The sequence below is a fragment of the Staphylococcus saprophyticus subsp. saprophyticus ATCC 15305 = NCTC 7292 genome (assembly GCF_000010125.1).
Lineage (GTDB): Bacteria > Bacillota > Bacilli > Staphylococcales > Staphylococcaceae > Staphylococcus > Staphylococcus saprophyticus.
In genome coordinates, this window is record NC_007350.1 from 830,344 (window position 1) to 843,376 (window position 13,033).

12 protein-coding genes, 2 tRNA genes, 1 rRNA gene and 1 pseudogene are annotated in these 13,033 nt (G+C 34.2%); all 16 read left to right on the forward strand.

The annotated features are described in order from the left end of the window. Positions 1-163 precede the first annotated feature (163 nt). The 16 genes and pseudogenes from SSP_RS03965 (at position 164) to SSP_RS04045 (ending at position 12,919) form a co-directional block, all read left to right on the forward strand. Positions 164-643, forward strand: coding sequence for a PH domain-containing protein (locus SSP_RS03965; RefSeq protein ID WP_011302698.1), 480 nt, complete (start codon positions 164-166; stop codon positions 641-643). Further along, positions 636-2,174 carry a PH domain-containing protein gene (locus tag SSP_RS03970; RefSeq protein WP_041784781.1) on the forward strand — a complete coding sequence of 513 codons (1,539 nt, stop codon included), beginning with the start codon at positions 636-638 and terminating at the stop codon, positions 2,172-2,174. Before SSP_RS03965 ends, SSP_RS03970 begins: the two co-directional genes overlap by 8 nt. Continuing rightward, positions 2,167-2,667, forward strand: coding sequence for a PH domain-containing protein (locus SSP_RS03975; protein WP_011302700.1), 501 nt, complete (start codon positions 2,167-2,169; stop codon positions 2,665-2,667). The genes SSP_RS03970 and SSP_RS03975 overlap by 8 nt, the downstream gene beginning before the upstream one ends. Before the next feature lie 63 nt (positions 2,668-2,730). After that, a complete protein-coding gene (gene acpS / locus SSP_RS03980; RefSeq protein ID WP_002482750.1) occupies positions 2,731-3,081 on the forward strand; it encodes a holo-ACP synthase in 351 nt (116 codons plus the stop codon). Between the two features lie 115 nt (positions 3,082-3,196). Beyond that, complete coding sequence (gene alr / locus SSP_RS03985) at positions 3,197-4,345, forward strand: alanine racemase (protein ID WP_011302701.1); 1,149 nt, start codon at positions 3,197-3,199, stop codon at positions 4,343-4,345. A gap of 87 nt (positions 4,346-4,432) precedes the next feature. Beyond that, a complete protein-coding gene (gene mazE, locus SSP_RS03990) occupies positions 4,433-4,603 on the forward strand; it encodes a type II toxin-antitoxin system antitoxin MazE (protein ID WP_011302702.1) in 171 nt (56 codons plus the stop codon). After that, positions 4,600-4,962: a type II toxin-antitoxin system PemK/MazF family toxin gene (locus tag SSP_RS03995; RefSeq protein WP_011302703.1), complete on the forward strand. Its 363-nt coding sequence runs from the start codon at positions 4,600-4,602 to the stop codon at positions 4,960-4,962. Before mazE ends, SSP_RS03995 begins: the two co-directional genes overlap by 4 nt. 294 nt (positions 4,963-5,256) lie before the next feature. Beyond that, entirely contained in the window at positions 5,257-6,300 is a 1,044-nt protein-coding gene (locus SSP_RS04000; protein WP_156676107.1) for a SpoIIE family protein phosphatase, read from the forward strand. Positions 6,301-6,378: 78 nt separating this feature from the next. Further along, positions 6,379-6,705, forward strand: a complete 327-nt coding sequence (locus tag SSP_RS04005) for an anti-sigma factor antagonist (protein ID WP_011302705.1) — start codon at positions 6,379-6,381, stop codon at positions 6,703-6,705. A gap of 1 nt (position 6,706) precedes the next feature. Next, a complete protein-coding gene (rsbW, locus tag SSP_RS04010) occupies positions 6,707-7,189 on the forward strand; it encodes an anti-sigma B factor RsbW (protein ID WP_002482755.1) in 483 nt (160 codons plus the stop codon). Continuing rightward, positions 7,164-7,929 (forward strand): annotated as a pseudogene (gene sigB, locus SSP_RS04020) (RNA polymerase sigma factor SigB). The gene rsbW and the pseudogene sigB overlap by 26 nt, the downstream one beginning before the upstream one ends. A 147-nt stretch (positions 7,930-8,076) precedes the next feature. Further along, positions 8,077-10,227, forward strand: coding sequence for a Tex family protein (locus SSP_RS04025; RefSeq protein ID WP_011302708.1), 2,151 nt, complete (start codon positions 8,077-8,079; stop codon positions 10,225-10,227). Then, positions 10,220-10,669 carry a SprT family protein gene (locus tag SSP_RS04030; RefSeq protein WP_041784782.1) on the forward strand — a complete coding sequence of 150 codons (450 nt, stop codon included), beginning with the start codon at positions 10,220-10,222 and terminating at the stop codon, positions 10,667-10,669. The genes SSP_RS04025 and SSP_RS04030 overlap by 8 nt, the downstream gene beginning before the upstream one ends. Before the next feature lie 373 nt (positions 10,670-11,042). Continuing rightward, a tRNA-Leu gene (locus SSP_RS04035) sits at positions 11,043-11,125 on the forward strand. Between the two features lie 25 nt (positions 11,126-11,150). After that, positions 11,151-11,224, forward strand: a tRNA-Gly gene (locus tag SSP_RS04040). Between the two features lie 142 nt (positions 11,225-11,366). After that, positions 11,367-12,919, forward strand: a 16S ribosomal RNA gene (locus SSP_RS04045). Positions 12,920-13,033: the final 114 nt, after the last annotated feature.

Below are 13,033 nucleotides of genomic sequence, written 5' to 3' on the forward strand. Positions count from 1 at the left end.
ATTTATTTGGGGTGATTTTTTTATGTTAAATGGAGTTTAGATGGGAATGAAAGAATAAAATATTTTAATATTTTAATTGTGTTGATACATATTTTGAAGTGAGGATGAATGCGCACTATACCCTGTGTTATAATGGGGGGAATCTTAATGAAGGAGTGTATTTATGACAAACGACCAGCTCTTTAAAAAAAGTCCAAAAGAAGCTATAAAATATTATTATTTAATAGAAGGACTAGAATTTATAGTGCATTTGATCGTTATGATGGTATTAATATTCTTATGGAGCCATTTTAATTGGTGGCACTTTTTAATTTATATATTCATTTTTCTTATCTTAATAGATATAGTTTATGCTGCATTTGGACCTTGGATTAAGTACCATTATACATATTATCGAATTGGTGAAAATGATATAGAAGTTAAATATGATTTTTTCTTCAAATCACAAAAATTCGTAAAATTAGAACGTATGCAATATATAGAACGTAAATATAATCCAATACTGAAAAGGTTAGGTTTAGCTAAAGCATCATTAGTGACTGCTGGTCATCATGCAACATTCCCATTACTTAGCATTAAAGATGCAGAAACATTTGAAGCGATAAGTCTTGATTATTTGAGAGGAGCTGATTATGATGTATAGTCCTCAAAAATTACATCCAATTTCATATATAACGGGTGTGATCGAAGCAATCAAACAAAATATCGTTTTAATCATTATTTTTCTAGTGTTTAATATTCGTGATTTTGATTTCACTAATATTTATGCTTATATTTTCCCAGGTATTGTAACCATATTATTTCTTTTTTCATTCATAGCTCAGGTTTTAAAAGTATATAACACAAGATATTGGATTGAAAATGACCACTTTGTACTTGCTACAGGTATTTTTACCAAAGAAAGAAAAGAGCTCAATATACGACGTATCCAAACACTTGATACAACGCAAGGCATCATAAATCAAATCGTTGGCGGTGTTAAATTACAGATTAAAACCCCAAGTGATGGAATTGATTTGGATACTGTTTCTAAAAAACAGAGCGAATGGATACAACAAACTTTAAAGGAAAAGCAACATGAACTATCTACTAGCGAAGCACAAGCAGTAGATCCTGTATCTACACAAGAGATCGATGATTCAGAATTGACGAACGATGATATCAATGTAACGACAAATGAAACAAATGCTAAAGATGAAGTTAAGTTTTTATATAAATTGAATTTTAAAGAATTGTTATTTATGGCATTAACGAGTGGAGCCATTGGTGTTGCCTTCGCTGCACTTTCTCCGATAATTGGGGGATTGTCAGACGTTATTCCATGGGATTGGATAACTGATGAGTTCTCACAAATTTCACAAGCAATTTTTGTCATTGTCTTAATGATGGTTGCGACCATTGCCATTGCGAGTTATATCATCGGGACATTAATTGTTATTGTACGCAACTTTAATTACACGGTGACGAAGCATGGTAATCAATTAAATATTAAGTATGGACTATTTAATGTTAAAAATATTACCGTTCCCACAGATAGGGTACAGGCTGTCGTTGAAAAGCAATCATTTCTTAGAAAATTGTTTGGGTATACATCCATTCATTTTGTAATAACAAGTGATATGAATGATATGGATAAAAATGACGTATCCTTAGATGGCAATGTGATGATACTTCCTTTCATTAAGCGTAAAAAAGCATTTGAAATTATTAAAACTTTAATGCCGAATATGACGTTTGAAAAAGCAACAGTAGGTATGCCGTGGAGAGGTTTTCATCGCCATTTTTGGAAACAAGCTTTGTTACTTATCATGGTAGCTGCGGTAATTAATTATTTTTGGGCGGCATGGGCCTTTTTAATTGCAGGAGTTATTATATTAATTTTTATTGTGCGTAGTTACCTTGTGACTAAATTTTCTGGTATGAAATTAGTTGAAGATGAACTTGTAGTACGTAATGTCACTTTATTTGGATTTAAAAATACTTATTTCAAACAAGATAAAATGTTAGGACTAGAAGTACGACGTACCCCATTTTTAATTAATAGTGACTTAGGTAATTTTAATTTTATTATTGCAAAAGCTGCTGGTAATGAACATATTGGGTTGAAATTCAATGCATATCAACGAGTTAAATCCTTACAATCATGGTATTTGAGAGGTGAACAAAATGAGTAATTATCAGTATATGCACGCATCTGGTAAAACAGTCATGCGCATAGCAGCGTCAATTGTTACTGTGATATTATGTGTTTTATTAGTAGCGTTTTATTTAGTAAATCATTTGTGGCTCGAGTGGTTTGCACAAGAAACAATGAAATGGATTTTAATTATCGGTGCAGTAATCATATTGCTGTATATTATTGTCGAATTGGTTATTGTACCCAAATATCGTTATAAAATATTTAAATATAATCTAGAAGATCACACGATAACGGTTAGAAATGGTTTGTGGTTTGTAAAAGTTGTGAAGATGCCTTTATTCAGAATACAAAATGTTGACACACACGAAGGTATTTTAATGAGAAAATATCAGTTAGCAAGTTTAACATTGTCTACAGCTGGAGGAAATACTGAAATTAAACTGGTCAATAAAGAGGTAGCCGCTAAGTTAAAACAAACTATAAAACAAGTGAATCAAGATAGTGCTATAGAAAACACAAATCATTAAACGAAAGCCATATAACAAGATAGCGTTAGTATAAAGACGTTATATGGGAGGTAGGAGACGGAAATGATACACGGTATAGGTGTCGATTTAATTGAAATAAGTAGAATAAAGAATCTTTATAAACGTCAATCGAAACTGGTTGATCGCATTTTAACAATAAATGAACAACATAAGTTTAATCAATTTAATAATGAACAACGAAAAATGGAATTTTTAGCTGGTCGATTTGCAACGAAAGAAGCGTTTAGTAAAGCTTTAGGTAGTGGTTTAGGAAAAACAGTATCTTTCACGGATATTGATTGTGTTAATGATGAAGATGGTAAGCCTTGCATACATTATGAGGGGTACAAAGTACATGTGAGTATTTCGCATACAGAACACTATGCAATGAGTCAGGTTATTTTAGAGGTTTAAATTAATTTAGGTGATTTCAGTTTATTAAATTTGGATATATTATCTGTATTGTTATAAAATTAAGATAATATATTTATTACACAGGTTATGAACTGATATAGGAGGTACGTGCTTTATGTCTGATAAGTATTATAGATCGACTTACGTCAATGTAGATTTAAATGCAATCGTTGCAAATTTTCAAGTCTTTCAAAAATTACATCCAAATAAGACGGTTATGCCAGTAGTGAAAGCAAATGGTTATGGCCTTGGAAGTATTAAGGTAGCAAGACAGCTCATGGATAATGGTGCTGAGTTTTTTGCTGTAGCAACTTTGGATGAAGCGATTGAATTACGTATGCATGGCATTGATGCTAAGATTTTAGTTTTAGGCGTTATTCCAACGGAGCATATTAATAAAGCGATTCAACATCGTGTTGCAATCACTGTACCATCAAAATCATGGCTAGTAGAAGCCGTGAAAGAAATTCCAGAATCAAATGAAAAAGATTTATGGATACACGTAAAATTAGACACGGGTATGGGTAGATTAGGTATGAAGACAGCAGAAGAATACAAAGAAGTCATAGAGCTTATTAATGGCCATAGCCATTTAATATTTGAAGGTGTATTTACGCATTTCGCATGTGCAGATGAACCTGGCGACTCAATGAACCGCCAACAAACAATGTTTGAAGAAATCGTTGGACAAGCCGATAAACCAGATTATATACATTCACAAAATTCTGCTGGTGCTTTGATGAAAGACACACAATTTTGTAACGCAGTTAGAGTAGGTATTTCCCTATATGGCTATTATCCATCCGCTTATGTTAAATCAAATGTGAAAGTGCATTTAAAACCAAGTGCACAGTGGATAAGTGAAATTGTACAGACGAAATTACTTCATGCAGGTGAATCAGTCAGTTATGGTAGTGTATATACGGCTGACGAAAAAACTAAAATTGGTGTCATTCCAGTAGGTTATGCGGATGGTTATCCTAGAATGATGAAAGGTTTCTCAGTGAATGTGAATGGCAAACAATGTGAAGTCATAGGAAAAGTGTGCATGGATCAAACAATTATTAAAATTCCTGATGAGATTCAAGTTGGGGATAAAGTAATCATAATGGATCATCACAGCGATACCCCACAATCAGCCGAAGCGCTGGCGCATCAGCAACAAACCATAAATTATGAAGTGTTATGTCGCTTGAGTAGAAGACTACCACGTGTTTACCATAGTTCTAAAGACCTAGAAATTCGCAATGAATTACTAAAATAGTATAGTCACTGTTTGTAAAATTTGTTATCATGTATCTAACAACCAATCTCGAAGATTTATATTTTAGTTACATGGAGGTCTTTATTCATGGCAAGTTTCAACCAAAGTAGAATTCATAATATAGAACAACTTTTAAAAGAAGGCTATTCTCAAATGGCTGATTTGAACCTCTCCCTCGCAGCAGAAGCATTTCCGTTTGAATGTGAAGCTTGTGATTGCAACGAAGTATATATTAGCTCCAAGAATAATAATGAATGATGAGACGTGGTGACGTTTATTTAGCTGATTTATCACCAGTCCAGGGGTCTGAACAAGGGGGAATAAGACCTGTCGTAATTATACAAAACGATACTGGTAATAAATATAGTCCTACCGTAATTGTAGCCGCAATTACTGGTAGGATAAATAAAGCTAAAATACCTACACATGTAGAAATAGAAAAAAGTAAATATAAATTAGATAAAGATTCTGTTATATTGCTAGAGCAGATTAGAACTTTAGATAAAAATAGGCTGAAAGAAAAATTAACTTATCTTTCTGATAAAAAAATGAAAGAAGTTAATAATGCCATTGATATTAGTTTAGGATTACATACTATTAGGAGTCACAAAGCCTGATTTTCAAAGGTTTACCTAATAAGTTAATAAAATAGTGAATTATAGACATTGATTCTCTATAACATGCAATAATCATTTATTAATGAATTAATCAATTTTAACCAAGATTGCTTTTAATAAATGGTAGTGACCTTTGAATAAGATGTCTAATTTAAAAGCTTTAGGGTTTCCTAAAGCTTTTTTAAGTATCTAAAGTACATTTAATAAAAGATGCATGAATATTTAACAATTAAAGTTGTTTTATTCAATGGAGCGATTGACATACATACAGAACATTTGAATATGTTGCATTCAATGTATGCGATTTATATTTGCATTTTGAGGAGGAATTACTGCGTGAAAGAATTCAAAAATCAATATAAAGCGCTAATTGATGAAAGCTTACACACGATTGATACAAGCGATTTAATAAAGAAGTGTGAAGGTTTTACTGAAGAAGTTATAAAAAAAGATATTTTGCCCGAAGATATCGTTCAAATACATAAAGATTATATAAAAGGTCAAAATTTAAGTGAAGCACAAATTTTGAAAACCTTTAATGTGTTAAAAGAAATTGTTAAAGGGTTTGGTTACAGTTATAGAGACTATAAACAATTAGTGGACAGATTACAGTATCACGATAAAGAAATAGATTTAGCTTCACGTCTGCAGCAAACCATGTTAAAAACAGATATACCTCAATTTGATAGTATACAAATCGGTGTCATTTCAGTTGCAGCGCAAAAAGTAAGCGGTGATTATTTTAACTTAATTGATCATAAAGATGGCACGATGAGTTTCGCTGTTGCGGATGTCATTGGCACAGGTATCCCAGCTGCATTAGCTATGAGTATGATTAAATTTGGAATGGATTCATATGGTCATTCACAATTACCAAGTGATGGTTTAAAACGACTGAACCGAGTTGTTGAAAAAAATGTGAATCAAAATATGTTCGTAACAATGTTTTATGGCTTATATGAAGAATTAAATCATTTATTATATTGTAGTTCTGCAGGCCATGAACCAGGTTATATTTATCGAGCTGAAACAGAAACATTTGAGGAAATGGGAGTTCGAGGAAGAGTACTTGGTGTGAGTCAACAAACACGTTATAAGCAACAAGAAATACCTATTTATTTAGATGATTTAGTTATTATTTTTACAGATGGCGTAACTGAAGTCAGAAATGAAGCGGGCGACTTTTTAGACAAACAACATTTATTAGATATGATTCATAAATATAAACATATGCACCCTCAAGATATTGTGCAATTATTATATGAAGCCATATTAAAAATACAAAACCCAGATAAAAGAGATGATTTAACGATATTAATCATTAAAAGAGTAAATTAGTTTTTAGTGTTTAGATTTAAAATTTAAATTTAAGGGTATAAATGTTATTAATGAGACTATAATTAGGAGTGTAATGTTATGAAGCTTAATATTGAGACTGTAACTCATGATTCACATTATGAGGTGAAAGTTGGCGGTGAACTGGATGTATATACAGTTCCTGAATTAGAAGAAGTCTTAGTTCCAATGAGACAAGAGGGAACACACGATATCTATGTGAATTTAGAAAATGTGAGTTACATGGATTCAACAGGATTAGGTTTATTTGTAGGTACATTAAAAGCATTAAACCAAAACGATAAAGAATTATATATATTAGGTGTTTCAGATCGAATAAGTCGTCTTTTTGATATAACTGGATTAAAAGATTTGATGCATGTTAATGAAGGAACGGAGGTCGAATAACATGCAATTTAAACAAGATTATATAGAAATGCGTTTACCAGCATCCGCAGAATATGTAAGTTTAATTCGTTTGACATTATCCGGTGTATTTTCAAGAGCAGGTGCGTCATATGATGATATAGAAGATGCTAAAATTGCTGTCAGCGAAGCAGTGACTAATGCAGTGAAACACGCTTATAAAGATGATTACAATCAAGTGGGGATGATTAATCTTTGCTTCGAAATCTTCGATGATAAAATTAAAATTATTATTTCTGATCAAGGTGATAGTTTCGATTATGAAGAAACAAAAGCAAAATTAGGACCATATAAAGAAAATGAAAACATAGACTTCCTTAGAGAAGGCGGTTTGGGTCTGTTTTTAATTGAATCTTTAATGGATGAGGTTACAGTTGATAAACAATCAGGTGTGACAATCAGTATGATAAAGTATATTAAAAAAGAGCAGGTGCGAAATAATGGCGAGAGAGTCGAAATCAGTTAATGATGTATCACCTGAACAAATAAACCAATGGATTATGCAGCATCAAAACAATGAAAATACAGATGCACAAGATCAACTTGTAAGACATTATAGAAAGTTAATCGAATCCTTGGCATATAAATATTCTAAAGGTCAATCTCATCACGAAGACCTCGTTCAGGTTGGTTGGTTTAATCGGTGCAATCAATCGATTTGACTTGTCCTTTGATAGAAAGTTTGAAGCCTTTTTAGTACCAACTGTAATTGGTGAGATTAAACGCTATTTGCGTGATAAAACATGGAGTGTTCATGTACCTAGAAGAATCAAAGAAATTGGACCACGAATTAAGAAAGTTACAGATGAATTAACAAATGAACTCGAACGTTCACCTTCTATTACTGAAATTGCAGATCGATTAGAAGTGAATGAAGAAGATGTGCTTGAAGCAATGGAAATGGGTCAAAGCTACAATGCGTTGAGCGTAGATCATTCTATTGAAGCAGATAAAGACGGTTCGACTGTAACTTTACTAGATATCATGGGTCAACAAGATGATAATTATGATTTAACAGAAAAAAGGATGATATTGGAAAAAATACTTCCAATACTTTCAGAACGAGAAAGACAAATTATTCAATGTACTTTTATTGAAGGTTTAAGCCAAAAAGAAACAGGAGAACGAATTGGCTTAAGTCAAATGCATGTATCAAGATTGCAGAGAACAGCGATTAAGAAATTACAGGAAGCAGCAAATAAATAAATTGAATATATAGACAAGGCAGATTTCGAATTTTATGGAATCTGCTTTTTAATTGTATTGATGATTCTGAGAGAGTCATGTGATACAGATATGTTAAAATGTATTTATTAACAAAATAATATTACATAATGATAAGCGGAGGATTTCATGGATAGTAATTTAATTCAATCAATCAGAGATAAATATAGCTTCACAACCAAGCAAATTAATGCTGTTTTATCTTTATTAGAAGATAAAAATACAGTACCCTTTATAGCTCGTTATAGAAAAGAGCAAACAGGTGGTTTGGATGAAGTAGAAATTAAACAAATTGATGATGAATATCAATATATGGTAAATCTACAGAAGAGAAAAGAAGAAGTTATTAATAATATCGAAGAACAAGGCTTATTAACTTCGGATTTGAAAAGTGATATTTTAAAACAAAAAAAATTACAAAGAGTAGAAGATTTATACAGACCGTTCAAACAGAAAAAGAAAACAAGAGCAACTGAGGCAAAACGAAAAGGATTAGAGCCATTTGCGCAATGGTTACAACAAACAAATATAGACACATCTGTTGAAACGAAAGCACAACAATTTATTAACGATGAAGTCACAAGTGTAGAAGATGCAATCAAAGGCGCTCAAGATATCATTGCAGAAATTGTTTCAGATAAACCTATATATAGAAGTAAAATACTTAAAGATACATTTCAACAGGGCAATATTATAACGCAAAAGAAAAAGCATGCAGAAGATGAGAAAGAAATTTTTTCTATGTATTATGATTATACCGAACCGATTAAAAAAATCGCCAATCATCGAGTGCTTGCAGTTAATCGTGGTGAAAAAGAAAAGGTTTTATCAGTTAAAATAGAAATGGATATACAAGGGATAGAAAATTTTATTAGAAGCAAAGAAATATCATCTGAACATAATGGTACCTATGTCATTATAGATGCTATTAAAGATAGTTTGAAAAGATTAATCATGCCATCGATCGAAAGAGAAATAAGAAGTGATTTAACTGAAAAAGCTGAAAATCATGCAATCGATGTATTTAGTGAAAATTTGAGAAACTTGTTATTACAACCACCTATGAAAGGAAAGCAAATACTTGGTGTTGATCCCGCTTTTAGAACAGGTTGTAAACTTGCAGTCATTAATCCATTTGGTACATTTGTAGCTAAAGGAGTCATGTATCCTCATCCTCCAGTAAATAAAAAAGAAGATGCTGAAAAAATATTTGTGGACTTCGTTAAAACATATGATGTCGAATTAATAGCTATCGGTAATGGTACAGCGAGCCGTGAAACTGAACAATTTGTTGCTTCAATGATACAAGAACACCAATTAAACGTTCAATTTATCATTGTTAATGAAGCGGGGGCATCTGTATACTCTGCATCGGAAGTGGCAAGAAATGAATTCCCAGATTTTCAAGTTGAGGAGCGTAGTGCTGTTTCGATAGGTAGAAGAGTACAAGATCCATTGAGTGAATTAGTGAAAATAGATCCAAAATCTATCGGCGTTGGTCAATATCAACATGATGTTAACCAAAAGTCATTAGAAGGTGCATTGTCATTTGTTGTTGAAACTGCGGTTAACCAAGTGGGGGTTGATGTGAATACTGCTTCACGTTCATTACTACAATATGTATCAGGTTTAACGCCCACAATTGCACAAAATATTATAGATTATAGAGAAGAGAATGGTGCTATAACGCATAATAAAGAAATTGCTAAAGTTAAAAGATTAGGTGCGAAAACATTTGAACAAAGTATTGGATTTATGAGAATCGTAGGTGGTAAAGAACCCTTAGACAATACTTCGATTCATCCAGAAAGTTATAATGTAGCAAATCAATTATTAACTGAAATTGAAATGACTACACATGATTTAGGAATGGAAAAACTTAAACTTGCCTTGAACAAAATTGATATTGTAGCAATGGCAGAAAAGTTAAATATTGGTCAACCGACACTTGAAGATATTATTAACTCATTGATTGCACCTAATAGAGATCCAAGAGATGAATTCGAAACTCCTATTTTAAAATCTGATGTACTATCTATTGAAGACTTAACTAAAAACATGAAACTTAGTGGGACTGTAAGGAACGTGGTTGATTTTGGTGCATTTGTAGATATTGGGGTAAAACAAGATGGACTCGTACACGTATCAAAGCTTGCTAAGAAGTTTGTTAAAAACCCAATGGATATTGTAAGTGTTGGTGATATTGTAGATGTATGGATATTAGATATTGATGATAAAAAAGGTAAAGTATCATTAACAATGATTGATCCAAATGGATAACAGTGCATTACAAAAATTAACAGAGACAATCTCGTTAAAGTATTTTAAAATGCCATTTAAACATAAAGCATATTTCAATAAGCGTTTAAGAACGACTGGTGGTCGCTATTTATTAAGTTCACACAATATAGAAGTGAATGAAAAGCAATTTGCTAAGTTTGGTGAATCAGCTATCATTGATATTATTAAGCACGAATTATGTCATTATCATTTGCACTTACAGAAGAAAGGATACCAACATAAAGATAAAGATTTTAAACGTCTGTGCCAACAAACAGGTGCGCCTAGATTTTGTTCTGCAATTGAAAAATATGAAGATCGAGTTAATTATATATATCAATGTCAAAAATGTGCGTCTAGATTTCCAAGAATAAGAAAAGTCGATACAAATAAAATGGTTTGTGGAAAATGTAATGGAAAACTGAAAGAATTAAACAACTAATATACTTATAAATAATGAACGCCTATCGATAATTTAGTCGATAGGCGTTCATTATTTATATATAGAATGTATTTTATGGAAGATTTTTAGCAATGATTAAGGAAAAAATAGAGTATTTTGTGTGTACTTTCACCAAATTAGAAAGTTTAATTAATTAATCTTGTTAATTTACTCTTTTTAGTTTTGTTTATTCATTGACGATGAGCGAAATATATTATATGATATTAAACGTTGCGAAATTAATAGCAACTTTGGTTAAGGAAACATTAATTTTGTTAAATACAATTTAAAAAGTTGTTGACAAATGATTAAGAATATATTACAATGTTATTTGTTACTTAATGAACGAGAAACAAATTAACCGTTTGGCTAAGCGGCCGTGGCGGAACGGCAGACGCGCTAGGTTGAGGGCCTAGTGGGAGTATTCCCGTGGAGGTTCAAATCCTCTCGGCCGCATCAAATACCTTTAATGAATAAATATGCGGGTGTAGTTTAATGGCAAAACCTCAGCCTTCCAAGCTGATGTTGTGGGTTCGATTCCCATCACCCGCTCCAATAGAAATTTAAATGAACATTGAAAACTGAATTGCAATATGTCAACGTTAATTCCGAACGCAACATTAAATTGTTGGTTCAAAACAAGTGTTAGAAATAACACAAATTAGTATTTTATGAGCTAATCAAACATCATAATTCATTTATGGAGAGTTTGATCCTGGCTCAGGATGAACGCTGGCGGCGTGCCTAATACATGCAAGTCGAGCGAACAGATAAGGAGCTTGCTCCTTTGACGTTAGCGGCGGACGGGTGAGTAACACGTGGGTAACCTACCTATAAGACTGGGATAACTTCGGGAAACCGGAGCTAATACCGGATAACATTTGGAACCGCATAGTTCTAAAGTGAAAGATGGTTTTGCTATCACTTATAGATGGACCCGCGCCGTATTAGCTAGTTGGTAAGGTAACGGCTTACCAAGGCGACGATACGTAGCCGACCTGAGAGGGTGATCGGCCACACTGGAACTGAGACACGGTCCAGACTCCTACGGGAGGCAGCAGTAGGGAATCTTCCGCAATGGGCGAAAGCCTGACGGAGCAACGCCGCGTGAGTGATGAAGGGTTTCGGCTCGTAAAACTCTGTTATTAGGGAAGAACAAACGTGTAAGTAACTGTGCACGTCTTGACGGTACCTAATCAGAAAGCCACGGCTAACTACGTGCCAGCAGCCGCGGTAATACGTAGGTGGCAAGCGTTATCCGGAATTATTGGGCGTAAAGCGCGCGTAGGCGGTTTCTTAAGTCTGATGTGAAAGCCCACGGCTCAACCGTGGAGGGTCATTGGAAACTGGGAAACTTGAGTGCAGAAGAGGAAAGTGGAATTCCATGTGTAGCGGTGAAATGCGCAGAGATATGGAGGAACACCAGTGGCGAAGGCGACTTTCTGGTCTGTAACTGACGCTGATGTGCGAAAGCGTGGGGATCAAACAGGATTAGATACCCTGGTAGTCCACGCCGTAAACGATGAGTGCTAAGTGTTAGGGGGTTTCCGCCCCTTAGTGCTGCAGCTAACGCATTAAGCACTCCGCCTGGGGAGTACGACCGCAAGGTTGAAACTCAAAGGAATTGACGGGGACCCGCACAAGCGGTGGAGCATGTGGTTTAATTCGAAGCAACGCGAAGAACCTTACCAAATCTTGACATCCTTTGAAAACTCTAGAGATAGAGCCTTCCCCTTCGGGGGACAAAGTGACAGGTGGTGCATGGTTGTCGTCAGCTCGTGTCGTGAGATGTTGGGTTAAGTCCCGCAACGAGCGCAACCCTTAAGCTTAGTTGCCATCATTAAGTTGGGCACTCTAGGTTGACTGCCGGTGACAAACCGGAGGAAGGTGGGGATGACGTCAAATCATCATGCCCCTTATGATTTGGGCTACACACGTGCTACAATGGACAATACAAAGGGCAGCTAAACCGCGAGGTCATGCAAATCCCATAAAGTTGTTCTCAGTTCGGATTGTAGTCTGCAACTCGACTACATGAAGCTGGAATCGCTAGTAATCGTAGATCAGCATGCTACGGTGAATACGTTCCCGGGTCTTGTACACACCGCCCGTCACACCACGAGAGTTTGTAACACCCGAAGCCGGTGGAGTAACCATTTATGGAGCTAGCCGTCGAAGGTGGGACAAATGATTGGGGTGAAGTCGTAACAAGGTAGCCGTATCGGAAGGTGCGGCTGGATCACCTCCTTTCTAAGGATATATTCGGAACATCTTCTTACGAAGATGCAGGAATAACATTGACATATTGTATTCAGTTTTGAATGCTCATTGGAGTATTCATTGCATTATTTTGTACATTGAAAA

Bases quoted from the DNA above. Each gene is read 5' to 3' on its own strand.
- SSP_RS03965 (WP_011302698.1), top strand. From the start codon at position 164: ATGACAAACGACCAGCTCTTTAAAAAAAGTCCAAAAGAAGCTATAAAA.
- SSP_RS03970 (WP_041784781.1), top strand. From the start codon at position 636: ATGTATAGTCCTCAAAAATTACATCCAATTTCATATATAACGGGTGTG.
- SSP_RS03975 (WP_011302700.1), top strand. From the start codon at position 2,167: ATGAGTAATTATCAGTATATGCACGCATCTGGTAAAACAGTCATGCGC.
- acpS (WP_002482750.1), top strand. From the start codon at position 2,731: ATGATACACGGTATAGGTGTCGATTTAATTGAAATAAGTAGAATAAAG.
- alr (WP_011302701.1), top strand. From the start codon at position 3,197: ATGTCTGATAAGTATTATAGATCGACTTACGTCAATGTAGATTTAAAT.
- mazE (WP_011302702.1), top strand. From the start codon at position 4,433: ATGGCAAGTTTCAACCAAAGTAGAATTCATAATATAGAACAACTTTTA.
- SSP_RS03995 (WP_011302703.1), top strand. From the start codon at position 4,600: ATGATGAGACGTGGTGACGTTTATTTAGCTGATTTATCACCAGTCCAG.
- SSP_RS04000 (WP_156676107.1), top strand. From the start codon at position 5,257: ATGTATGCGATTTATATTTGCATTTTGAGGAGGAATTACTGCGTGAAA.
- SSP_RS04005 (WP_011302705.1), top strand. From the start codon at position 6,379: ATGAAGCTTAATATTGAGACTGTAACTCATGATTCACATTATGAGGTG.
- rsbW (WP_002482755.1), top strand. From the start codon at position 6,707: ATGCAATTTAAACAAGATTATATAGAAATGCGTTTACCAGCATCCGCA.
- SSP_RS04025 (WP_011302708.1), top strand. From the start codon at position 8,077: ATGGATAGTAATTTAATTCAATCAATCAGAGATAAATATAGCTTCACA.
- SSP_RS04030 (WP_041784782.1), top strand. From the start codon at position 10,220: ATGGATAACAGTGCATTACAAAAATTAACAGAGACAATCTCGTTAAAG.